Below are 23,624 nucleotides of genomic sequence, written 5' to 3'. Positions count from 1 at the left end.
AAATAGAAAAATATGGTATTAAAAAATGGTAAATTGGAAAAAATAGGTCTGATATAGAATGGAGGGTTAGTCATGAAGCGAGTTTTTGGAATACTTGTTTGTTTCATGTTATTGCTTTCTGGTACTTCAGTTAGTTTTGCACAATCTGAGAAAACGAAGCAGGAGAAAACAGAAGAAACCGCGCCGAAGTTAGCGGAGCAAGCATCGTCAGCAATCGTAATTGAGCAAGATACAGGTAAAGTTTTATTTGATAAAAATCCGAATGAAAAGTTACCACCTGCTAGTATGACAAAGATTATGACAATGCTATTAATTATGGAACAAGTTGAAAAAGGAAAACTAAAACTAAACGATAAAGTTAGAGCAAGTGAACATGCAGCTTCAATGGGTGGATCACAAATCTTTTTAGAACCTGGGGAAGAGATGACCGTAAATGAAATGCTAAAAGGTATTGCCATTGCATCTGGAAATGATGCATCTGTTGCAGTAGCAGAGCATATCGCTGGTTCAGAAGAAGGATTTGTAAATATGATGAACAAAAAAGCGAAAGATTTAGGGTTGAAAAATACACATTTTCAAAACCCGACAGGTCTCCCGGCTAAAGATCATTATTCTACAGCAAATGATATGGCTATAATGGCGAGAGAATTGATGAAGTATCCACTTATTCGCAAATACACAGGTAAATACGAAGATTATTTACGAGAAGATACGGATAAGAAGTTTTGGCTCGTCAATACAAATAAGTTAGTGCGTTTTTATCCTGGAGTAGATGGTGTCAAAACGGGCTTTACAACAGAAGCAAAATATTGCTTAACAGCATCGGCTGAAAAAAATGGCATGCGTGTTATTTCAGTTGTTATGGGAGCACCTACATCTAAAGAACGGAACAATCAAGTGACGAAGCTTCTTGATTATGCATTTGGTCAATATATGACGAAGAAAATGTATACGCGCGGTGAAAAAATTAAGACTGTACAAGTAGGAAAAGGTAAAAAAGAAAAAGTAGATTTAGTTGCATCAGATAATGTGTCTCTTCTTATGAAGAAGGGCGAAAATATGGACAAAGTAAAGCAAGAAGTAATTGCTGAAAAGAAAGTGAAAGCACCGATTAAAAAAGGTGATGCACTTGGCACGCTTGTTATTAAAAAAGATAAAGAGGTTTTATTAAAACAAACAATCGTAGCAAAAGAAGATGTTGCTGCAGCAAGCTGGTGGGAGTTATTTAAAAGAAGTTTTGGGATGTTTTCAACATCAAAATAGCGGCAAACATTTTGCCGCTTTTCTATTCGTATGTAAGTAAATAATTGTTGAATGGTTTCACTTTATGGCGAAATAGTTCTTCTTTTGTCAGTAGGAAGGATTCTTATGTTGTATCACGAAAATCTTTATGTATGTAAATGAGTAAAGTTTGAGCATAAGGAGGAAATCGTGTGAGTCTTTCCATGCAATTAGAAGTAAAACGTGACGTCCTATGTGTGAGACTAGCGGGTGAATTAGATCATCATACTGCTGAAGAGTTGCGAACGAAAGTGACAGATATGATTGAGACACATGGTGTTCATCACATTGTTTTGAGCCTAGAGAACTTATCATTTATGGATAGTTCTGGTTTAGGTGTGATATTAGGCCGATATAAGCATGTAAAGGGATTAGGTGGAGAAATGGTTGTTTGTGCAATTTCACCGCCTGTTAAGCGTTTATTTGAAATGTCGGGCTTATTCAAAATTGTTCGCTTAGAAGAAAGTGAAGCGCACGCGCTCGCGACGTTGGGGGTGGCATAAATGAGAAATGAAATGAACCTTCAATTTTCAGCATTAAGTCAAAATGAATCATTCGCTCGCGTTACAGTGGCAGCATTCATTGCGCAACTAGATCCAACGATGGATGAGCTAACGGAGATTAAAACTGTTGTGTCAGAAGCGGTTACAAATGCAATTATTCATGGATACGAAGGAAATGCAGAAGGTACTGTTTATATTTCTGTAATTTTGGAAGAGGCAATGGTGAAACTCACGATTCGAGATGAAGGGATTGGCATCTTTAATTTAGATGAGGCAAGACAACCCCTTTTTACAACTAAACCTGAATTAGAGCGTTCCGGAATGGGATTTACTATCATGGAAAATTTTATGGATGAAGTAGAAGTTATTTCAAACGAATCTTTCGGGACAACAATCCATTTGACAAAATACTTATCAAATAGTAACGCTCTATGCAATTAAGGAGAATAGCCTATGGACATAGAGGTCAAAAATGAGAAGAAGAAACCTCAGTTAAAGGACCACGAGCTAAAAGCGTTAATTCAAAAAAGTCAAGGTGGAGATCAACAAGCAAGAGATACGATTGTTCAAAGTAATATGCGTCTAGTATGGTCGGTTGTACAGCGTTTTTTGAATCGAGGATACGAACCAGACGATCTATTTCAAATTGGATGTATTGGGCTCTTAAAATCGGTAGATAAATTTGATTTATCTTTCGACGTGAAATTTTCAACATATGCAGTTCCAATGATTATTGGAGAAATTCAACGATTTTTACGTGACGATGGATCAGTGAAAGTAAGTAGATCTTTAAAAGAAACAGGCAACAAAATTCGAAAGATGAGAGACGAGCTTTCGAAAGAATTCGGAAGGGCTCCAACGATTAATGAAGTAGCAGAGGCGCTAGAACTAACGCCTGAAGAAGTTGTTCTGGCGCAAGAAGCGAGTCGTCCTCCTTCATCGATACATGAAACCGTGTATGAAAATGATGGAGACCCTATTACTATTTTAGATCAAATTGCAGATCAATCTGAAACGAAATGGTTTGATAAAATAGCTTTAAAAGAAGCAATTAGAGAATTAGATGAACGAGAACGTCTTATTGTATATTTGCGCTATTATAAAGATCAAACCCAATCAGAAGTAGCAGAGCGCATAGGTATTTCGCAAGTACAAGTTTCAAGACTTGAAAAGAAAATATTAAAACAGATGAAAGATCGAATAGATGAATAACTGTCTATTCGATTTTTTTTATGACTTTAATAGGAGGGAGTTGTTAATTTTCGCAAAAATTAACAGAATTTATTGTTAATTCAGTTAATTTGAAATATAATCCAAGTATGAACTTGTCATAAAGGGGGAAGGAAACATGGAAACGAGGCAACAATGGGGAACGAGGGCTGGATTTATTTTCGCAGCGGTCGGCTCAGCCGTTGGATTAGGAAACATATGGCGTTTTCCTTATACAGCGTATGAAAATGGAGGAGGTGCATTCTTTTTACCGTACTTATTTGCATTATTAACGACTGGTATTTCATTGCTAGCATTCGAATTCGCTCTTGGGCATCGTCATCGTGGTTCTGCGCCACTTACATTCTTCCGTATTCATCCACGTGCTGAATTTATTGGATGGTGGCAAATGTGTGTAACGTTTATCGTTTCAACATATTATGCAGTAATTATCGCTTGGTCTATTTCGTATACGTATTTTGCAATTACTGGAGCGTGGGGGAAAGACACGCAATCATTTTTATTTAAAGAATATTTACATGTTGCAGATAAACCAGGGCAATTTGGGGGGCTTGTGCCAGAAGTATTAATTCCGTTAGCTCTCGTTTGGATTATTGTGCTTGGCGTTGCATTCAAAGGCGTTAAAAAAGGAATCGAAGTTGTTAACCGCATTTTTATTCCTTTATTAGTTGTTATGTTTTTAATTATCGTTGTTCGTGCAGTGACGATGGAAGGTGCGATGCAAGGGTTAGATGCATTCTTTAAACCAGACTGGAGTCGTATTTTTGATGGGAAAGTATGGCTTGCTGCTTATGGACAAATTTTCTTTAGTTTATCTCTAGCATTCGGAATTATGATTACGTATTCTAGTTATTTACCGAAAAACTCAGATACAACAAATAATGCTTTTATTACAGGGTTTGCAAATTCAGGATTTGAATTATTAGCCGGAATTGGAGTCTTTGCTGCTCTTGGATTTATGGCAAATAACATGGGAGTACCAGTTGATAAAGTTGCGAGTGCTGGCGTAGGGCTTGCGTTTGTAGTATTCCCACAAATTATTAATGAATTACCGATGTCACCGTTATTTGGAGTATTATTTTTCTTATCGTTAACTGTTGCTGGAATTACATCACTCATTTCACTTGCGGAAGTATGCTTTGCAGCTGTATCTGAAAAATTTAGTTTGAGTCGTCAAAAGACGATTGGAATTATGGGAACACTTCTCGTGTTAGTTTCTCTTGTTTTTGCAACACGTGGTGGGCTTATGTTTCTAGACGTTGTTGATTATTTCGCTAATAATTTTGGATTAATTACAATTGCACTAGCTGAAGTGGTTACGATAGGTCTTATCTTGCGCCGTCTACCTATTTACCAAAATCATGCTAACTTTGTATCTGATATAAAGTTAGGAACGTTTTGGAGAGTGAGTTTACTCGTTATTACTCCACTCATGTTAGGGTATATGTTAATTGATGGTGTAATCCAAAATATTAAAAAGAACTACGGAGATTATCCGACGGAATTTGTTGTAACATATGGTTGGTCGATAGCGGCAGCATTCCTTCTAGTCGCACTAGTTATTGGTTTGAAAAAATGGAATGCACAAATACATTCAGATTCTGCCCAGCTTGAAAAAGAATGGAAAGATCGAGGTGTTTCATGATGAGTGGATCAGCGATTATGATGATGGTTATTGGTATCGTAGTCATTTGGGGAGGACTCGCATTAAGTATCGCAAATTTATTTAAGAAAAAGGCATAAGCTAAAAACATCTGTACCGAAACGGTACAGATGTTTTTTATGAAAAAATTGTATTAGAAAAAAATTCAATAACCATACTACAACTACGAGGAAGAGTGAAGGGGTGAATGAAAATTGGAAGGAACGATTTATATTAAAATGCGCAATCGTTTAAAAATTTCTCCTGCGTATGAAATAAAGCTGAGTGATGTCGCTCAACTTGCAGGAGATTCTTTTGTAGTTGAGTCTTTACAAAATGAAATAGTTTACAACGTAACAGCACATGATAAGACGCATGTTGTAATTGATGTTATGAAAGTAATTGAAATTATTCAACAAAAAGCATCTCATGTACAAATTAATTTACTAGGTTCTGGACAAACTCTTGTTGAAATTATATATGAAAAAAAGAAAGTGCCCCCAATTTTCTTTGGGCTTGTATGGTTGTTGTTGTTCATTGGAGCGGCTCTTGCGATCATTTATTTCCATGAGGATGTAAGTATGCAACAAGTACACCAGCGGTTATATTACATGATTACTGGAGAGTTTAAGGAGCAACCACTATTATTTCAAGTTCCCTATTCAGTAGGTCTTGGATTAGGTATGGTTTTATTTTTTAATCATGTATTTCAAAAGCGAATTAATGAAGAGCCGAGTCCGTTAGAAGTTGAGATGTTTCAATATCAACAGTCGCTTGATCAATATGTAATTGTTAATGAAAACAAGGATAACACGAAACAGCTTGCCGATGATTGAATGTGGGTTTGTTATATTAATTGGTTTAGCTGGCGGGATTGCAGTAGGTAGCGGATATGTTGCCTTTTTAGCTGTACTTGGTATAATCCCTCGTTTAGCTCAATTAACGAGAAGTGGAAAGCATATTCAATATTTTGAGTGGGCTGTCATTGCGGGAACTTTAACTGGGGCTTGGTGTAGTTTGAAAAACATTACATTTCAAACATCGCAATATTGGCTTGTAATATTAGGTTTATTTTGTGGTACATTCATTGGAATGCTTGCTGCGGCATTAACGGAAGTATTAAATGTTTTACCTATTTTAGCGAAACGAGTCGGGGTAGAGGGGAAAATTGTTGTTTTACTCGTTGCTCTTGTACTTGGCAAAGTAATAGGCTCATTGTTTCACTGGATTTATTTCGTAAAGTAGGAGGCAATATATAAATGACAAACCGAAAACTGAAAGATGATTACATAAATAAAGTGAAGGAGTACCATCCAAAGCCAAACTATTTACTAAATTGTGTGAAGGCATTTCTTGTAGGTGGGCTCATTTGTACAGTCGGAGAAATATTGATGAAATTTTATATACATTATTTTCACTTTAGTGAACAAGAGGCAGGAAATCCGACAGTTGCAACTCTTGTTTTATTGTCGGCGATTTTAACAGGATGTGGTGTATATGATAAAATCGGTCAATTTGCTGGAGCAGGATCGGCAGTACCAGTTACAGGATTTGCAAATTCTATGGCGAGCGCTGCGCTAGAACATAAGAGTGAGGGGATTGTTCTAGGGATTGCTACAAACATGTTTAAGCTTGCAGGAAGTGTTATCGTGTTTGGCGTTGTTGGAGCATATATTATCGGATTAATAAGATATACTTTTAAAATTTTTATGTCTTAAAGGAGGGGCGAGTATGAGGTTGACAGGAAAACAAACGTGGGTATTTCAAAATGATATTTACGTAAATGCAACGGGTACTGCTGTCGGTCCGAAAGAAGCTGAAGGCCCTCTTGGAAAATGTTTTGATATTTCATATAATGACTTGCATTGTGGAGAGGAAAACTGGGAACTTGCTGAACGAAAATTAATGTCAGACTCAATGCAACAAGCAGTGCAAAAAGGGAATATAAAAACATCACAAATTGATTTCTTTTTAGCGGGCGATTTATTAAATCAAACAGTGACAGCGAATTATGTTGCGCGTCAGTGGGGGATTCCTTTTTTAGGAATGTTTAGCGCTTGTGCGACGTCAATGGAAACTTTAGCAGTTGGATCAGCATTTATAGACGGTGGATTTGCGAATCGTGTCTTAGCTACGGTGAGTAGTCATAATGCAACGGCTGAAAGGCAATTTCGTTATCCAACAGAGTATGGGGGACAAAAGCCAGAAACCGCAAATTCAACTGTTACAGGTGCAGGGTCCATATTAATTAGCAAAGAAAAAAGTGCAATTAAAATTACGGCAGCTACGATTGGAAAAGTGCAAGATTTAGGAATTATGAACCCTTTAGATATGGGATCGGCAATGGCACCAGCTGCTGCTCATACAATCCAACAGCATTTTGAAGATTTAGGAAGAAGCGCAGCTGATTATGATTTGATTGTTACTGGTGATTTATCGGCTGTTGGGACACCAATTGCAAAACAACTTTTATTTGAGGAAGGTTATGACCTTGGGCATATATACAATGATTGTGGATTAATGATTTATGATTCAAATCAAGAAGAAGTGTTTGCAGGTGGCAGTGGTTGTGCTTGTTCCGCTGTTGTCACATACGGCCACTTATTACGTGAAATGCAAAAAGGGAATTTACAACGCATTTTTGTCGTTGCAACGGGGGCTTTATTGAGCCCAATGATGATGCAACAAAAGGAAACGATTCCAACAATTGCGCATGGTGTTGTGTTTGAAAGAGTTAAAGGAGAGTGAATTGTGGATTTTGTATATGCATTTCTTGTAGGAGGAGCGATTTGTGTAATTGGACAAGTATTGTTAGATTTTGCAAAGTTAACACCGGCCCATTTAATGGCAAGTTTTGTAGTTGTCGGAGCCATTTTAGACGGATTCGGATTGTATGATAAGCTTATAAAATTTGCAGGTGCTGGAGCAACAGTCCCTATTACAAGTTTTGGACATTCACTATTACACGGAGCAATGCATGCGGCGGAAAAACATGGGTATTTAGGAATTGGTATCGGCATGTTTAGTTTAACGTCTGCGGGCATTTCCGCAGCTATATTATTTTCATTTTTTGTAGCACTTATATGTAAACCGAAAGGATAAATCAAATGAGACGAAGGGTTGTTTTGGTAACAGATGGAGATGAATATGCAAAGCGGACAATTGAGCTGTTAACAAAGGAATTTGGGGGCAGGTGTATTTCAGCATCGCAAAGTAATCCAACCAAATTGACAGGGAAGAAAGTTGTTGAGCTTATTATGCAAACGCCATATGACCCTGTATTTGTCATGTTTGATGACAGTGGATTTATTGGAGAAGGATCTGGTGAAAAGGCTTTAAAATATGTAGCCACACATAAACAAGTTGATGTACTTGGTATTTTAGCGGTAGCATCTAATACACATCATTGGGAATGGGCGCGTGTAGATGTAAGCGTAGATCGGAATGGGAATTTAACAGAATACGGTGTTGATAAATTTGGACTTCCAGATGGTGAAATTGGCAGGATTAGTGGGGATACGATTTATTGTTTAGATGATTTGAATGTTCCAGTCATTGTGGGGGTCGGTGATATTGGCAAGATGTGTGGAAATGATGAATGGGAGCGAGGATCACCTATTACTAGAAAAGCAATTCAATTAATTTTGGAAAGGAGTGGGTTTTATGACGAAGCCTAAAAAAGTGAATATCCCGATTTCGTCTTTTTTAAGTGATAATGAAAATTACTTAAAGCAAACTGTTGGATTGGGTGTCACATATGATGTTGGTATTCGTAAATTTCAAATTTTAAACAAAGAAATTGGTGTGTTATTTGTAAATGGACTTTGTGATACGAATTATATTATCCCTATTTTAGAAGAAGCGGTGGATACAAATGAAATAAGGGATATAGAAGAAGATACAGTAAAGCTTTTAGAGAATCGTTTAATTCATCAACAAGTCAGTAAAGTAAAAACGATGGATGAAGTAATGCTCCAAGTATTATCAGGGCTTATTGTTATATTTGTGGAAGGTGAAACGGAAGCTTTTGCAATTGATGTTCGTAGTTATCCGGGGCGGACACCGACAGAACCAGATACAGAAAAGGTAGTACGTGGTGCAAGGGATGGTTTTGTTGAAAATATTGTTGTAAATACAGCGTTAATCCGTAGAAGGATCCGCGACCCACGTCTTCGAAATGAAATGGTTCGAGTAGGGGATAGATCACAAACCGATATTTGTATTACATATGTACAAGATGTTGCAAATCCAGATTTAGTGAAGATTATAAAACAAGAATTAAATAATATTGAAGTAGATGGGATTACGATGGCGGATAAAACGGTGGAAGAATTTGTAGTCAAACAAGGTTATAATCCATTCCCGCTTATTCGCTACACAGAAAGGCCAGATGTAGCAGCGAACCATTTGTTAGAAGGACATGTGTTAGTACTTGTTGATACATCACCAAGTGCTATGATCACTCCAACAACATATTTCCACCATTTACAGCATGCAGAAGAATTTAGACAAAATCCAGCTGTAGGTACATTTTTACGTTGGGTACGTTTTTTAGGTGTTATTTTCTCGTTATTTTTATTACCATTTTGGTTAGTATTTGTATTTGATCCAACTCTTTTGCCACCGAATCTTGCTTTTATTGGACCGACTAAGATGACGCATTTACCAATTTTATTACAAGTGTTAATGGCAGAGGTCGGACTTGAGTTTTTAAGAATGGCTGCCATTCACACTCCGACGTCGTTATCGTCTGCGGCGGGGTTAATTTCTGCTATATTAATTGGTCAAATTGCCATTGATGTAGGGTTGTTTGTACCAGAAGTTATTTTATATGTAGCTGTTTCGATGATTGGGGCATATGCAACACCGAGCTATGAATTAGGACTAGGAAATAAGGTTGGGAAATTGTTTGTAATTATTTTAACAGGTCTCTTCCATGAGATAGGGTTTGTAATTGGAATGACGATATTGATTTTATTTTTAACGTCTATAAAAAGTTTACAAACACCGTATTTATGGCCGTTTCTACCATTTGATTGGGGCGCGTTAACGAAAATTTTACTCCGACCAACTATGTCTAGTTTAAAAGTGCGTCCTAGTATTGTGCGACCTCAAAATGTAAGAAGACAAAAATAAACGGGATTATGCTCCCGTTTATTTTTTTATTGAAAATTTATTTTTTTTTTAACAAAAACCAAACATTTTTTGTGTACACTTAGAGTAGATATTGTGTATGAAAGGGGAAGAGGACATGATTAAATTATTTGTAAGTGATTTAGATGACACGCTCGTTTACAATGTGAATGATATGCAAAAAGAAGATGAACGTGCACTTTGTTGGCTAGCTGAAAAAGGGACAAATATTTGTTTTGCCTCTGGCCGCTTTACTCACCGAATTGATGAAGTCGTAAAAAAGTTTTCATTCCCGTATTACACAACAGGTTTAAATGGGGCGACAATGTTACTGCCGGACGGTAAAATATTTCATGAATCAAGTTTTGAAGATAGTGTTGCCCAGGAAATATATCGATATATACATAACAAAGGACTAGCAGATATTGTTTGTGCAAATGAGCAGCGATATACAAAAAGAAAAAATGAAAATCATCATACTTTTGAAGAGTATATGGGGGTACATATTGCTGAAATAGAAGCGTTAGAAGAAGAATTTGGTAAGACTGTACATCCAGCGAAATTATTTGTATTTGGAGAAGAAGAGAGAATTGTAGCATTAGATCAAGAGTTACGAAATACGTTTCACAGTGAAGCGGAAGTTTTTATATCAGGTAAACGTTATGTTGATATTATGCCAAGGGGTGTAAGTAAGGGGAGTGCTTTAAGGCGACTAATGGAACATTTAAAAATTGAAGCAAATGAAGTTGCCTGCATTGGAGATTCTTTTAATGACATTTCAATGTTTGAAGTAACCCCGCATTCATTTACTCTTCATCATGCTCATCCATATGTGAAGAAGAAAGCAAATCATGTTGTTCGTTCGGTTGAAGAAGCTGTTATGAAATTACCGTTACTTGTATAAAAAAGAAGCTCGTCACTGACGAGCTTCTTTTTACTTGAATAAAGATTTAACAAAATCAATGATGCTTGAGAAGAAATCTTTAACTTTATCTAGGAAACTTTGCCCTTCTTCAGACCCTAAAAAGGCAGAAACGTGTTCTTTTGCTTTATTTAACTGACTGCCAACTTGATTCCAATCGATATTAAGATTTTTCATTTTATCAAATAACGCTACTAAGTTATCCAACTGTTCATCCGTTAATGTAATGCCGAGTTGATCAGCAATTTTTTTAATTAATGAACGTAAATCTTCCGTTGTTTTTGGCTGCTCTTTTGCAATCTCTTCTTTAATTTTTGCAACAAGTTGAACTGCTTTTTCTTCACCAATTTTATCACCGAGCTGGGCCGTTTGCACCATTTCTTCATTGGCTACTTTTTTTACTTCCTCAGGAATTGCTTTGTTCGATGTTGTTTCATAGGCCTTCATTAAACCTGTTAAAGCAGCAGTTCCTGAAACTTTAAATGGTGCAGTAATTTGAATCTCTGCATCTTTCACACCTGCTGTAATAAGTGCGTTTGTGTACATTGCATCTGTTATTGAATTAATGTTTTTTGAACGTACAATGAGACCAGATCCTGGCTTTGTGTATGTAATCATAGAAGAGGAAATTGCTCGCGTACCAATTTGTGCTTTTGGAACAATTCCTTCTAGAAATTTATGTTCTTCCGCATTAGACACAGTAATAATTGTAGCATCTTTCGGTGCTTTCATTTCTTTTAACAGATCTTGTTTTTGTTGTTCAGATAAGTTTTCTCCTAGTGTAACAATTGATTCTCCCTCAATGATGTCTGCAAATGAAGCTGTTGGCATCATAAATACCGTTACAGCTAATAGCAGAGCTAGTAATTTCGTTTTCACGAAAAATCGCTCCCTTTCTCTTTCTAAAATTTTCGGGCAACACAGTTATTATAGTATATATTTCTTATTTGTCACCTAGCTTTGTCCACATTTCGAAAAAGAAGTATGTAGATTGTCGGATTCTTTTTGTTTCTAGTCATGAATGTGGTAATATAGTGCTGAGATACTTGAAAGGAGACATATACATATGAAAACTTTAGGATACATATTAATGGAAAATGGTGAAAAAATCGAATTGGAATTTTTCCCAGAAGAAGCACCGAAAACAGTAGAAAACTTTAAAAAATTAGCAGAGCAAGGATTTTATGATGGTGTGACATTCCACCGCGTTATTCCTGGCTTCGTAAGCCAAGGTGGAGACCCAACAGGAACAGGTGCAGGTGGCCCAGGTTACTCTATCCCATGTGAGACTGATGGAAATCCTCATAGACACCTTGTAGGATCACTTTCTATGGCACATGCTGGCCGTAACACAGGTGGCAGCCAATTCTTTGTTGTTCATGAGCCACAACCGCATTTAGATGGCGTACATACTGTATTTGGTAAAGCGACAAGCGGTATTGAAACAGTATTAAACATGCGTCAAGGCGATGTAATGAAAGAAGTTAAAGTTTGGGAAGAGTAAGTTATGGAAAAAGGGAGCTTTTGCTCTCTTTTTTATTTTTTAAATAGGAATGAGTATTTTCTTTACAGTACATGATACAAACTGTACTGTAATTGTTGCTAAAATATATGACTTATGAGAACAAACTTTTAACAAATTACATAGAATACACTAGATTATATGTTTCAATAAACATTTTTTATTATATTAATTTTGCTAGAATTAAGTTGCTCTATGGTGACTAATAATGAAGCGGTAATGAGTAGCGGATGTTACTTTTAACTATCATATAGCATTGTTTTTTTAAAATCTACTTAGAAAGAAATAGTACTGAAACATATATTTGACTTTCTTCTTTTCGCTTTGTATGATTATCAAGTTGTTTTAGGCTCTTCTCACTCTGTTGAAAATATTGTAAAATGAATGTGATATGAAAAGAGTGATTGAGGGGATTCATAGTTTGTAACTTTTGTAAGAAGGGATAAGGGTTATGTTAATTCGTTTTAAAAAAAGTTATGAAAAAATTGCAATGGGGCTTCTTTCGTTTATGCCAACTGAAAAAGATGTGAAAACATTACAATTGACAATGAAAGAGTATGAAGCGAAAGAGGATTGGCAATTGTATTTGTGGAAGCAAAATGAAGATTTTGTTGGAATAATGGGGATTGTAAAAAAAGAGAATCAAGTATTAGAAATTCAGCATTTGAGTGTGAACCCGTCTCATCGTCATATGGGAATTGGGACGATGATGGTTCAAGAGTTAAAGAGCAAATTTCTTGAGTTTACAATTTGCGGAAATGAGCAAACAGCAAGTTTTTGCGAAAAGTGTAAAGGGCTTGAACAAAATATACATTCATGAAAGCAGGGATAAGTAGTTTATTATCTCTGCTTTCTTTTTTGTAATTGTTCTTTGCGTTCAGTGATGACTTCTGTTCGATCACGTAATGTGTGCTTGTGTAGGATATATTCACTAGGAGTAGCGTTCATATCTTTCCACGGAAGGTTTTGTTTCTGACATAACTGCATACATTTCTTTTCCAATGATGTGTCCGATAATGGTAAAAATAACGGTACAAAACTTTCTTTTTTTTGTATAGATTGCACTCTTTCATTGAGTAAGGGTAGAAGTTGCGCTTGATTGATTCCTAAACGTTGTAAAAGTGCACTGTTTTTTTCTAAAATTGTGATTGCACTTTTCATCATCTTTGTGGCGCCATTCCAGTTAGTGCGTCTTTGGTGGTATAAAGAAACTGCCACTTGAATGAGACCGACTAAGTAATCATCACGATTTCCTCTCGGTTTGGTTTTCCAATACTCTTCCAATATTTCGTGACATTCAAAATAGTCATAGTCTCCGTGAAAATGAATTAAAAATTGTATGTATTCGGTAGGATACATATTTTTCGCCCCTATCTAACGGTTATAAATACAAGTGTATCATAGAAATATGAACAATAAACGACTAGGAGATTTTCCCTAGTCGTTTATTGTTCATGTTAGCAGAAGCAAGCTGCCCCTACAATAATTAGTAAAATAAACAGTACAACAAGTAATGCGAACCCACCGCTAAAACCGCAATCAACGTGACCCATAGTTTTTTGACCTCCTACATTGTTCTTACTACACTGTTATCATATGAAGCTGTGGGCATGATGACATAGGCATAGGTCTATTTTTAATTAAATTTCTTAAAAAGGTTGGATAGAACATGAGTATGCTCTATACTTATGTTGTTATAGAAAAAATGTGGTGGGATGCTTTGTGCAGTATAATTTTAAAGTAGAGGCTTTTGAAGGGCCTTTAGATCTATTGTTACATTTAATACATCGTTATGAAATTGATATATATAATATTCCTGTAGCGGATATTACAGAACAATATTTGTCTTATGTCCATACGATGAAAGAACTACAATTAGATGTTGCAAGTGAGTATTTAGTAATGGCTGCAACGTTATTGCAAATTAAAAGTAAAATGTTGTTGCCGAAACATGAAGAAGATGTACTTGATAATGGTGATGACTTTATAGATGACCCTCGTCAAGAATTGATGGAGAGGTTAATTGAATATAAGAAATATAAGCAAGTTGCTACTGAGTTAAAAGAAAGAGAACAAGAAAGAGCACAGCTATATACACGTCCGCCAATTGATTTTACATCGTTGCAACAAGAAGAGGAGACAAGCTTACCTCTTGATGTTACGTTATATGATATGCTAGCGGCATTTCAAAAATTAATGCGCCGTAAAAAAGCAAAGAAACCTGTAACAGCACGAGTTACTCGTCAAGAAATACCAATTGAACAACGAATGGCTGATATTCTAAAACAGTTAGAAATAAAAGGTGGCCGTCAAAGTTTTTATGATTTGTTTGCTGATGAAGAACGTGAAATAATGGTTGTAACATTTTTAGCGGTTCTTGAGCTTATGAAAAAACAACAAATTAGCATAGAACAAGAACATAATTTTGATGAAATTTTTGTATCGAGTTCTAATAAATCCGCATAGAGCTTGTATGGGAAATGGGATAGAGAAACAGTTTATCTCATGTTACGTTTTAATGAATCGTTTGGAACAAGAAAAGAAATATTGAACCGAACGCATTGATTGTGATTCGGTTTTTTGATGTGTAATTTTAATGAGAAAATAGGAGGAAGGAGCTCGGGCAATGGATAGAAAAGAACAAAAATCAATCATTGAAGGGCTTTTGTTTGTTTCTGGTGATGAAGGGATTTATCCAGAACAAATAGCGAAAGTTCTTGAAATTGAAGTGAATGAAGTAATAGATATTTTAGAAGAAATGCAAAAAGAATATGAAGGTGCACATCGCGGTTTGCAAATTGTACAATATGCAAAAGTATATCGCTTTGCTACAAAGAAAGAACATGCTTCGTACTATCAGAAATTAATAGATATCCCAACAGCTGCCTCACTCTCTCAAGCTGCTCTTGAAACGCTAGCGATCGTTGCATATCGTCAACCGATTACAAGGACAGAAATGGAAGAGATTCGAGGGGTAAAAACGGACAAGGCACTACAAACGTTAGTTTCACACTTACTTATAAAAGAAACTGGCCGAGCAGAAGGTCCGGGGCGTCCTATTTTATATGGAACGACAAAAGAATTTTTGGACACATTTGGATTGAAAACATTAGATGATTTACCGCTACTTTCTGAAGAGAGTGAACAAATGAATGAAGCAGATTTATTCTTCGGTTCTTTACAAGAAATATCAAAATAAAAGCTTAGCATTTTGCTAAGCTTTTTTTGTATATCAATTATATCCCGTGCCATACTAAGTGAAAAAAAGGAGACGAGTTATGAAGGGTATACGAAGTATTTTGTTGTTAATTTCTGTTTTATTATGTTTTTCTTTAAATAGTACCTCGGCTAAAAGATATATGATGTCTATTCATGCTACGTCTCCTTTACATATGCAGCGGCAATATCTTAGTAAAATGCAAGTGAACTTTTTAAAAGTTGGACAAGGTGATGCAACACTTATTGTATTGCCAAATGGACAAACAATGTTAATTGATGGAGGACCTTATGAAGCAGGAGAGGTTATTATTCAAAAACTAATCGAAAAAGGGATAAACCATTTAGATGTTATTGTCAGTACGCATCCTGATATGGATCATATTGGTGGACTAATTCCGATTGTAGAGCAAATCCCGGTCTCACTTATACTAGATAGTGGAAAAACATATAGCTCTTTTACATATCATACGTATCGAAATAATATTAAGAAAAGGGGAATACCTTTTGTTTCGGTAAAGGAAGGACAATATATACCGCTAGATCCACATGTTTCTATACAGGTATTAAACAATGGGAAATCGAAAGATGAAAATAATGAATCCTCAATTGTTTTAAAGGTTCGATATGGAAAGGCTGACTTTTTATTGATGGGCGATGCTGATGTACGGACGGAACATGAGATATTAAAGCAATTTGATGTACATGCAGATATATTAAAAGTTGGGCATCATGGCTCATATACTTCAACAAGTGAAACGTTTATAAAAAAAGTAGAACCACAGTTCGCTATTCTTTCGTATGGGAGTAGCAATCCGTATGGCCATCCTCACCAAAGTGTAGTAAGGAGATTGAAACGGTACGGTATAATGATATATGGAACAAATAAACGCACTGTAGAAGTGAATACAGATGGGGAACATATTATGATAGGGTCTAGTGGATTAATGCCATTATTGAAGTAATTCATACATTAGAGATGGAGACCGTCCCTTTTTGGAAAAAATGAATAACATATATTATAATTACGAGAGACGTAATTATAATATATGTTTCGTTAAACAAAATGGAAATTTCATTAGAATGTATAGACAACTACTCGTGCGTATATTAAGATGGAATTAGGCGAATAAGGTAATAAGAACAAGTAGGAAAGTTCATGGGAAAGGGTCGATGAAAATGAAAACGCAAATTGTCATCAATGCCAAAATTTACACAGGTCAAGAAGTAGTGGAAAACGGATTTATTCGTTACGCAGAAACAATTAAAGAAATTGGTTTGATGGCTCAATATGTACCACAAGAAGATGAAACTGTTATTGATGCTACAGGGAAGATTGTAATTCCAGGTATGATTGATGTTCATATTCATGGTGGATACGATATTGATGCGATGGATGCAAATAGCGATGGATTAGTAACTCTAGGTAAAGAAATGTTAAAAGAAGGGGTTACAACTTACTTCCCGACAACAATGACACAAGCTCCAGAAGCGATAGAAGCGGCACTAAGTGCTGCAAAGGAAGCGAAAGAAAAAGGAGCACATTTCGAATATATTCATTTAGAAGGACCGTATGTTTCAAAAAAACGTGCAGGTGCACAACCACTAGAACATATCGTTCCTGCGAATATTGAACAGTTTAAACAATGGCAGGAAGCAAGCGGTAATTTAATTAAGTTAGTAACATATGCACCAGAGGAAGAAGGAGCATTAGAGTTTGAACAGTATCTTGCTGAAACTGGTGTTGTTGGCACAATGGGGCATACAGATGCAATTGATGCGCAACTAAAAAATAGAAACATTACACATGCAACACATTTGTACAATCAAATGCGTGGATTACATCACCGTGAACCAGGAGTTGTTGGTCATGTGTTATTAAATCCAGATGTAATGGTTGAAGTAATTACAGATGGCATTCATATTCACCCTGATATGGTGAAATTAGCATATAAATTAAAAGGACCGAAAAAAGTAAGTGTCATTACTGACGCAATGCGAGCAAAAGGTCTTGAAGATGGATTATATGAACTTGGCGGACAGCCAGTACATGTAAAAGATGGTAGTGCTCGATTAGAAGATGGAACGTTAGCTGGTAGTATTCTAAAAATGGATCAAGCTTTCCGAAATGCAATTGAATTTACAGGATGTTCAATCGAAGACGCAGTACGTATGACATCAGTTAACCAGGCAGAAGAGTTTGGATTAAATAATAAAGGTGCGTTAGCGGTAGGGAAAGATGCAGACTTTGTTGTGATGACTGAAAATTTACATGTATATGATACCGTTCGTTTAGGAATTCATATGAAGGAAGGGAAGTAATTAAATGAATATTCTTGTTGTAAAAACTCCAGAAGAATTAGCAGAAGCAGGTTATAAATTAATTGAAGAAGTTGTAAAATCAAAAGAAAATCCAACATTAGGAATGGCTACAGGAAGCTCCCCATTAGGTATTTATGCAGAAATGCGAAAAAATAAACTTGATACAAGTCATGCAACCACTGTAAACTTAGATGAGTACGTAAATTTACCACACGAAGATAAAAACAGCTATCACTATTTCATGCAAGAACAGTTGTTTGATTATCTTCCATTTAAACAAACTTATGTACCAAACGGGATGGCAAGTGATTTAGAGGAAGAGTGCACACGTTACGAGAGCATTCTAGTTGCTAACCCAGTTGACCTACAGATTCTTGGAATCGGTGAAAACGGTCACATCGGATTTAACGAGCCAGGAACAGCATTTAATTCTCCAACTAACATTGTTGAATTAACAGAATCTACACGCCAAGCAAACCTTCGTTTCTTCGAAAAAGAAGAAGATGTGCCAACTCATGCGATTACAATGGGAATTGGAAGCATTATGAAAGCAAAACAAATTCTACTTGTTGCTATGGGGCCTAAAAAGGCAGAAGCACTTAAAGAGTTATTGCAAGGTGAATATAGTGAAGCGTGTCCTGCTACAGTTTTACAACGTCATCCGAATGTAACCGTAATCGCTGATCAAGAAGCTCTATCTTTATGCAGTGAGGCGATTGCTGATGAACATCGACAAGTATTCACCATTTCCGATCTATTATCAGATTCAAGAGTGGGTGAAACAGCTAATTGAGGACGGCGAATGGAAGCCGGGAGACAAAATCCCATCTGAGAATGAACTTTGTGATAAGTTCGAAGTGAGTCGTATGACAATCAGACAGGCGATTAATAATTTAGTGGAACAAGGCTATTTATATCGGAAACGTGGAATTGGAACGTTTGTCCAACTTCCGAAAGTGGAACAAAAATTGCAAGGAATGACGGGATTCACAGAAGATATGATTTCTCGCGGGATGAACCCAAGTAGTCAATTACTTAGTTTCCGCCTAGTTCCAGCTACTGCGAAAATAGCAGACCGGTTGAGAATACAGGAGGGGGAGTCGGTTTATGAAGTGAGGCGTATTCGCTTAGCTGATGATGAACCGATTGCTTTTGAGACGACATATTTGTCGCCAGCTCTTGTAAAAGATATTAACGAAGAAATATTGCAACAATCTTTATATGAACATTTAGAGAAAAAACTGGGCTTTAAGCTTGTTAGCGCTACTCAATCAATTGAAGCTTCCATTGCAACGGATAATGAAGCTGAACATCTGCATATTCCTAAAAAGGCGCCTGTGCTTGTAATGCGCCAATGGTCATATTCAGAAGGTGAGATACCGTTAGAGTATGTGAAATGTATTTATCGTGGGGATCGTTATAAATTTATTACAAACATCGCACGTAACAAATAATATATTTCAGTTTGTAAAGTACAGTAAATTTTAAAGTGTTTAACATGTAAAGAAATAAAAATACGACTCATCCTTATAAGGAGTGAGTCGTATTTTTATTATGAGTAATTACGTGGTTAACAGCATCTTTAACCGTATTTACTACATAGTGAGCGTGCTCTTTTACTGCGTCATCTGCTTGAGACATAGCAAAACTGTGAGGAGTTAAAGAGAACATTGGAATATCATTATAAGAATCCCCTATGCAAGCAATTTCCTCTGGTTGTATTTGAAATTCTTTTAATAAAATAGAAATAGCAGAACCTTTACTAATATTAGGTGGCATTACATCTAAACATTGTTCTGCTGAAATGAAGGTGCTAACTTTCCCATGAAATTTTTCATCAATTTTTTTCTGAAGGAGTTGTAAGCTTTCCTTCGTTCCACCGACAGAAATTTTATTTGGAAAAATTGTATCATCAATTTTCTGTAATAGATTAGGTTCTTCAACAGAAGTCATCGTTACTTGTTGTTCAAGTTCATGAATAAACGGTGTTTTTTCTTCAATGTAGTAGTTATGTTCATCACTTACATAACGGAAATAAGGGTCTTCATTTGTCATAGCTAACAAATCTGGAAGAATGCTGGAATCGAAAGTTGCAGATAATAGCTTCTTATTTTCATGTGTATATACAAAAACACCATTTACACTAATGCGATGGAAATTTGTATTAACCGCTCTCATTAAGTCTGCAATTTCATTATCAAGTCTTCCAGAAGCGAAACAAAGAATTACATTTTGTTCAGCTAAGCTGCGCAAAGCGATAATATCTTGTTCGTCGATAAAACCTCCGTGTTGCATCATTGTTCCATCAATATCACTTACAAACATTTTAATCATGTTGCAATCTCCTTTCTATGTACAGTTGCCCTTACATTATACGCATCATATACAAACATGTCTAAAAAATGAATTTTTATTAAATGGTAGATGTTTTACATTGACGACAAAGAAGAATATTCTGTAACATAAAAGCAGGCTATTTAAGTACGAGGGTGGTGTTATATGAGTAATTATCTAGAAATTAAAAAAGTTTTAAATAATAATGTCATCATTGCTAGCCATCCTGAACACGAGGAAGTAGTAGTGATTGGTAAAGGAATTGGATTTGGAAAAAAAGCGAAAGATGTATTGGAGCAAGAACAAATTGAAAAAATGTTTGTTTTAAAAAATGAACGTGATCGAGAACAATACAAACTGTTAGTGCCGCATGTGAGTGAAAAATTAATTGAATTAATGAATGACATTATGTTCTACATTCAAGAAAAGGCAAAATCGCCATTAAATGAACATATTCACATCGCTTTAACAGATCATATTTCTTTTGCAGTTAAGCGGTTAAAACAAGGACTTACAATAGATAATCCTTTTCTGGTTGAAACGAAAATGCTGTATCCAGAAGAATACGAAATTGCTGAAGGTGTTGTAGACCTTTTAAATTCTCGTTTGCAAATTACATTGCCAGAAGGAGAAATTGGTTTTATTGCACTCCATATTTACAGTTCACTTACAAATTCAGATTTATCTTCAGTTAATCAAAACTCCCGTCTCATTGCACAACTTGTATCTTTAATTGAAACAAGCTTACAAATTACATTAGACCAAGAAAGTATTCACTATTTGCGCCTTATTCGTCATTTACAATATGCTATTGAACGGGTGAAAAAGGGAGAAAAAGTTGAGGAATCACAAAGCTTTGCTGATTTATTAAAGGCAGAATATCCCGTCTGTTATAATTTAGCCTGGAAGCTGGTTAAGGTCATGCAAAAAGAATTGCAATTGCCTGTATATGAAGCTGAAAGTATTTATTTAACAATGCACTTGCAACGATTAGTGAAAGCGGAGCATGTGTAAAAAGACATATATTTTTGTCTAAAATGAAAACGTTAAAAAAAATCATTGAATCGCTTACAATAGTTATGTATAATAACTATTGCAAAGTTATACAAATTTCGACAAACACATTAAGGTAAGTAACGAAAACGTTTGCCTTAATTATAGTGAACTTATACGTAAACCTATTTTTGACACGTGTTACTGATTCGATCAGGCATGAGTGGAGAAAAGCCAGGAATGTAAGCTAGAGAAAGGGATATACTACCCTTTGTATAGCTATCGTTCTATCTTTTTTTCCTCATGCCTTTTTGGCGTTTGTCGGAAGGTATCAATATAGATAAGAGAGGAAGGGTTTCCATGTTTAAGAAGATCTTTGGTGTTCTTCAAAAAGTCGGGAAAGCGTTAATGCTTCCAGTAGCGATTTTACCGGCAGCAGGTATTTTACTTGGATTTGGTAATGCATTTCAAAATCCACAGTTAACAAATGTTATTCCTGCTTTAAAAGCAGATTGGTTCGTAATGGTTGCAAAAATTATGGAACAATCTGGTGATATTATTTTCGCTAACCTTGCATTATTATTCGCAGTTGGGGTAGCAATTGGTTTAGCAGGTGGAGACGGAGTAGCTGGTTTAGCAGCATTCGTTGGCTACCTAATTATGAACAAAACGATGAGTGTGTTCTTAGAAGTAGATAAGTTAGTAAAAGTAACAAGTTCTGGAGCAGACCCAGTGAAAATTGGATTTGCAGATCCAGCATATGCGAATGTATTAGGAATTCCAACGCTACAAACAGGAGTATTTGGTGGTATTATCGTCGGTATAGTAGCGGCATATTGCTATAATAAATACTTCAATATTGAATTACCTTCATACCTAGGTTTCTTTGCAGGTAAGCGTTTCGTACCGATCGCAACTGCAACATTCTCTTTAGTAGTAGGTATTATCATGTGCTTCATTTGGCCATACATTCAAGGTGGCTTAAATACGTTCTCACATCAAATGATTGATGCGAATAGAACGTTAGCAGCATTTATTTTTGGTTTAATTGAACGTTCATTAATTCCATTTGGATTACATCACATTTTCTATTCACCGTTCTGGTTCGAATTTGGTCAGTACACAAATGCAGCTGGCGAATTAATCCGCGGTGACCAAAAAATCTTTATGGCACAGTTAAAAGATGGTGTAGAATTAACAGCAGGTACATTTACAACTGGTAAGTATCCGTTCATGATGTTCGGTCTTCCAGCAGCAGCTTTAGCAATGTACCATGAAGCACGTCCAGAAAATAAAAAATTAGCAGCTGGTATTTTAGGTTCTGCTGCATTAACATCTTTCTTAACAGGTATTACAGAACCACTTGAATTTTCATTCTTATTCGTAGCACCAGTATTATTCGGAATTCACGCTGTATTTGCTGGTCTATCATTTATGACAATGCAAATTTTAGGTGTTAAAATTGGTATGACATTCTCTGGTGGTTTAATCGACTTTATGTTATTCGGTGTATTACCAGGCCGTACAGCATGGTGGTGGGTAATTATTGTAGGTCTTGTACTAGCAGTTATTTACTACTTCGGATTCCGCTTTGCAATCCGTAAATGGAATTTAAAAACACCTGGTCGTGAAGTAGCAAATGCGAATGACGGCGCAGGAAAAACAGAAGCAGGTGAACTTCCTCGAGAAGTATTAGTAGCACTTGGTGGTAAAGAAAACATTGCTTCTTTAGATGCTTGTATTACTCGTTTACGTGTTCAAGTTAACGAACAAAAGAATGTAAACAAAGACCGCTTAAAAGAACTTGGAGCGGCTGGTGTACTTGAAGTTGGAAATAACATTCAAGCTATTTTCGGACCAAAATCTGACACATTAAAATCACAAATTCATGATATTATGTCAGGTCGTACACCTCATGTTGAAAAAGAAGAGCCTGTAAAGGTAGAAGAAACTCCTCAAAAAGTTGATGAAAATGAAACAATCGTATCACCAATTGAAGGGAAAATCTTACCGATTACAGAAGTACCTGATCAAGTATTCTCAGGAAAAATGATGGGAGACGGATTTGCAATCGAGCCAACAGAAGGAACAGTAGTTTCTCCAGTTAATGGTGAGATCGTCAATGTATTCCCTACAAAGCATGCGATTGGTATTCAATCTGAGGGCGGAAAAGAGATATTAATTCACTTTGGTATTGATACTGTAAAATTAAATGGTGAAGGATTTGAGGCACTTGTAGCGCAAGGCGACAAAGTGAAACAAGGACAACCATTATTAAAAGTAGATCTTGCATTCGTAAAAGAAAATGCACCATCTATTATTACGCCAATTGTATTTACAAATTTACAACAAGGGCAACAAGTCGAATTGAAAAAAGATGGAAATGTTAAGAAGGGCGAAAACGCTATTATTGACATTCAGTAGGAATTTGACGCAAAATGTTTATAATTATAATAGGCGATGTGGTTGACCGAACATCGCCTATTATATACAATAGATGATGTAGTACTCACGTCTATACAACTA

General features: G+C 36.0%; 28 protein-coding genes. 24 read left to right on the top strand and 4 right to left on the bottom strand.

Annotated elements, in window-relative coordinates:
* Positions 1-72 precede the first annotated feature (72 nt).
* From dacF to ACS2MN_RS13895, 14 genes are all read left to right on the top strand, one after another.
* A complete protein-coding gene (gene dacF, locus ACS2MN_RS13960; RefSeq protein WP_000831987.1) occupies positions 73-1,263 on the top strand; it encodes a serine-type D-Ala-D-Ala carboxypeptidase DacF in 1,191 nt (396 codons plus the stop codon).
* Positions 1,264-1,433: 170 nt separating this feature from the next.
* Positions 1,434-1,784, top strand: a complete 351-nt coding sequence (spoIIAA, locus tag ACS2MN_RS13955) for an anti-sigma F factor antagonist (RefSeq protein ID WP_000059133.1) — start codon at positions 1,434-1,436, stop codon at positions 1,782-1,784.
* A complete protein-coding gene (spoIIAB, locus tag ACS2MN_RS13950) occupies positions 1,785-2,225 on the top strand; it encodes an anti-sigma F factor (protein ID WP_001243394.1) in 441 nt (146 codons plus the stop codon).
* Positions 2,226-2,237: 12 nt separating this feature from the next.
* A complete protein-coding gene (gene sigF, locus ACS2MN_RS13945) occupies positions 2,238-2,996 on the top strand; it encodes an RNA polymerase sporulation sigma factor SigF (RefSeq protein ID WP_000350732.1) in 759 nt (252 codons plus the stop codon).
* Between the two features lie 136 nt (positions 2,997-3,132).
* Positions 3,133-4,659 carry a sodium-dependent transporter gene (locus ACS2MN_RS13940; RefSeq protein WP_000450075.1) on the top strand — a complete coding sequence of 509 codons (1,527 nt, stop codon included), beginning with the start codon at positions 3,133-3,135 and terminating at the stop codon, positions 4,657-4,659.
* On the top strand, positions 4,656-4,757 hold the full coding sequence (locus ACS2MN_RS13935) for a methionine/alanine import family NSS transporter small subunit (protein WP_002093318.1): 102 nt from the start codon (positions 4,656-4,658) through the stop codon (positions 4,755-4,757). The genes ACS2MN_RS13940 and ACS2MN_RS13935 overlap by 4 nt, the downstream gene beginning before the upstream one ends.
* A 114-nt stretch (positions 4,758-4,871) precedes the next feature.
* Positions 4,872-5,492 (top strand): stage V sporulation protein AA, encoded by a 621-nt coding sequence (locus ACS2MN_RS13930; protein ID WP_000399262.1) that lies wholly within the window; start codon positions 4,872-4,874, stop codon positions 5,490-5,492.
* Positions 5,485-5,901: a stage V sporulation protein SpoVAB gene (gene spoVAB / locus ACS2MN_RS13925; RefSeq protein ID WP_000568664.1), complete on the top strand. Its 417-nt coding sequence runs from the start codon at positions 5,485-5,487 to the stop codon at positions 5,899-5,901. The genes ACS2MN_RS13930 and spoVAB overlap by 8 nt, the downstream gene beginning before the upstream one ends.
* Before the next feature lie 14 nt (positions 5,902-5,915).
* Positions 5,916-6,374 (top strand): stage V sporulation protein AC, encoded by a 459-nt coding sequence (spoVAC, locus tag ACS2MN_RS13920; RefSeq protein WP_000184907.1) that lies wholly within the window; start codon positions 5,916-5,918, stop codon positions 6,372-6,374.
* A 13-nt stretch (positions 6,375-6,387) separates the two neighbouring features.
* Positions 6,388-7,404, top strand: coding sequence for a stage V sporulation protein AD (gene spoVAD, locus ACS2MN_RS13915; protein ID WP_001241135.1), 1,017 nt, complete (start codon positions 6,388-6,390; stop codon positions 7,402-7,404).
* 3 nt (positions 7,405-7,407) lie between these two features.
* Positions 7,408-7,758 (top strand): stage V sporulation protein AE, encoded by a 351-nt coding sequence (spoVAE, locus tag ACS2MN_RS13910; RefSeq protein ID WP_000348322.1) that lies wholly within the window; start codon positions 7,408-7,410, stop codon positions 7,756-7,758.
* Positions 7,759-7,763: 5 nt separating this feature from the next.
* Positions 7,764-8,333: a stage V sporulation protein AE gene (locus tag ACS2MN_RS13905; RefSeq protein ID WP_001254419.1), complete on the top strand. Its 570-nt coding sequence runs from the start codon at positions 7,764-7,766 to the stop codon at positions 8,331-8,333.
* Positions 8,320-9,792: a spore germination protein SpoVAF gene (gene spoVAF, locus ACS2MN_RS13900; protein ID WP_088055229.1), complete on the top strand. Its 1,473-nt coding sequence runs from the start codon at positions 8,320-8,322 to the stop codon at positions 9,790-9,792. The genes ACS2MN_RS13905 and spoVAF overlap by 14 nt, the downstream gene beginning before the upstream one ends.
* A 97-nt stretch (positions 9,793-9,889) precedes the next feature.
* A complete protein-coding gene (locus ACS2MN_RS13895; protein ID WP_015000932.1) occupies positions 9,890-10,693 on the top strand; it encodes a Cof-type HAD-IIB family hydrolase in 804 nt (267 codons plus the stop codon).
* A gap of 30 nt (positions 10,694-10,723) precedes the next feature.
* Here the strand turns inward: ACS2MN_RS13895 and ACS2MN_RS13890 are convergent, their stop codons facing one another.
* Positions 10,724-11,590, bottom strand: coding sequence for a DUF1002 domain-containing protein (locus tag ACS2MN_RS13890; protein ID WP_000850510.1), 867 nt, complete (start codon positions 11,588-11,590; stop codon positions 10,724-10,726).
* A 187-nt stretch (positions 11,591-11,777) separates the two neighbouring features.
* Here ACS2MN_RS13890 and ACS2MN_RS13885 point away from each other — a divergent pair, with 187 nt between their 5' ends.
* Together ACS2MN_RS13885 and ribT are read left to right on the top strand one after the other, a co-directional pair.
* Positions 11,778-12,215, top strand: a complete 438-nt coding sequence (locus ACS2MN_RS13885; protein ID WP_000853789.1) for a peptidylprolyl isomerase — start codon at positions 11,778-11,780, stop codon at positions 12,213-12,215.
* A 469-nt stretch (positions 12,216-12,684) separates the two neighbouring features.
* Positions 12,685-13,053, top strand: a complete 369-nt coding sequence (ribT, locus tag ACS2MN_RS13880; RefSeq protein WP_000908405.1) for a GNAT family N-acetyltransferase RibT — start codon at positions 12,685-12,687, stop codon at positions 13,051-13,053.
* A 20-nt stretch (positions 13,054-13,073) separates the two neighbouring features.
* On the opposite strand, the gene ACS2MN_RS13875 is transcribed toward ribT, so the two are convergent.
* Together ACS2MN_RS13875 and ACS2MN_RS13870 are read right to left on the bottom strand one after the other, a co-directional pair.
* Positions 13,074-13,592: a DUF309 domain-containing protein gene (locus ACS2MN_RS13875; RefSeq protein ID WP_000283583.1), complete on the bottom strand. Its 519-nt coding sequence runs from the start codon at positions 13,590-13,592 to the stop codon at positions 13,074-13,076.
* A 98-nt stretch (positions 13,593-13,690) separates the two neighbouring features.
* A complete protein-coding gene (locus ACS2MN_RS13870) occupies positions 13,691-13,786 on the bottom strand; it encodes a YjcZ family sporulation protein (protein ID WP_000510194.1) in 96 nt (31 codons plus the stop codon).
* 169 nt (positions 13,787-13,955) lie between these two features.
* Between ACS2MN_RS13870 and scpA the strand changes: the two genes are divergently transcribed.
* The 6 genes from scpA (at position 13,956) to phnF (ending at position 19,225) form a co-directional block, all read left to right on the top strand.
* Positions 13,956-14,699: a segregation/condensation protein A gene (gene scpA / locus ACS2MN_RS13865; protein WP_001199749.1), complete on the top strand. Its 744-nt coding sequence runs from the start codon at positions 13,956-13,958 to the stop codon at positions 14,697-14,699.
* A 160-nt stretch (positions 14,700-14,859) separates the two neighbouring features.
* Complete coding sequence (gene scpB / locus ACS2MN_RS13860; RefSeq protein WP_000375175.1) at positions 14,860-15,432, top strand: segregation/condensation protein ScpB; 573 nt, start codon at positions 14,860-14,862, stop codon at positions 15,430-15,432.
* Between the two features lie 79 nt (positions 15,433-15,511).
* Positions 15,512-16,414: a ComEC/Rec2 family competence protein gene (locus ACS2MN_RS13855; RefSeq protein ID WP_438894710.1), complete on the top strand. Its 903-nt coding sequence runs from the start codon at positions 15,512-15,514 to the stop codon at positions 16,412-16,414.
* 214 nt (positions 16,415-16,628) lie between these two features.
* Positions 16,629-17,771, top strand: coding sequence for an N-acetylglucosamine-6-phosphate deacetylase (gene nagA / locus ACS2MN_RS13850; protein ID WP_098709244.1), 1,143 nt, complete (start codon positions 16,629-16,631; stop codon positions 17,769-17,771).
* Positions 17,772-17,775: 4 nt separating this feature from the next.
* Positions 17,776-18,564 (top strand): glucosamine-6-phosphate deaminase, encoded by a 789-nt coding sequence (gene nagB, locus ACS2MN_RS13845; protein ID WP_098709232.1) that lies wholly within the window; start codon positions 17,776-17,778, stop codon positions 18,562-18,564.
* A complete protein-coding gene (gene phnF / locus ACS2MN_RS13840; protein ID WP_073990542.1) occupies positions 18,494-19,225 on the top strand; it encodes a phosphonate metabolism transcriptional regulator PhnF in 732 nt (243 codons plus the stop codon). The genes nagB and phnF overlap by 71 nt, the downstream gene beginning before the upstream one ends.
* Before the next feature lie 73 nt (positions 19,226-19,298).
* Here phnF and ACS2MN_RS13835 read toward each other — a convergent pair whose 3' ends face one another.
* On the bottom strand, positions 19,299-20,105 hold the full coding sequence (locus tag ACS2MN_RS13835; RefSeq protein WP_438894709.1) for an HAD family hydrolase: 807 nt from the start codon (positions 20,103-20,105) through the stop codon (positions 19,299-19,301).
* A 165-nt stretch (positions 20,106-20,270) separates the two neighbouring features.
* On the opposite strand from ACS2MN_RS13835, the gene glcT reads away from it, so the two are divergent.
* Together glcT and ptsG are read left to right on the top strand one after the other, a co-directional pair.
* Positions 20,271-21,119 carry a glucose PTS transporter transcription antiterminator GlcT gene (glcT, locus tag ACS2MN_RS13830; RefSeq protein WP_000073868.1) on the top strand — a complete coding sequence of 283 codons (849 nt, stop codon included), beginning with the start codon at positions 20,271-20,273 and terminating at the stop codon, positions 21,117-21,119.
* Positions 21,120-21,458: 339 nt separating this feature from the next.
* Entirely contained in the window at positions 21,459-23,522 is a 2,064-nt protein-coding gene (ptsG, locus tag ACS2MN_RS13825; protein ID WP_000473187.1) for a PTS glucose transporter subunit IIABC, read from the top strand.
* Positions 23,523-23,624 lie beyond the last annotated feature (102 nt).

It is taken from the genome of Bacillus cereus group sp. BceL062 (assembly GCF_051780025.1).
GTDB lineage: Bacteria > Bacillota > Bacilli > Bacillales > Bacillaceae_G > Bacillus_A > Bacillus_A toyonensis.
Note: the sequence above shows the minus strand (reverse complement) of the source record. Positions and strands in the feature narration are given on the sequence as shown.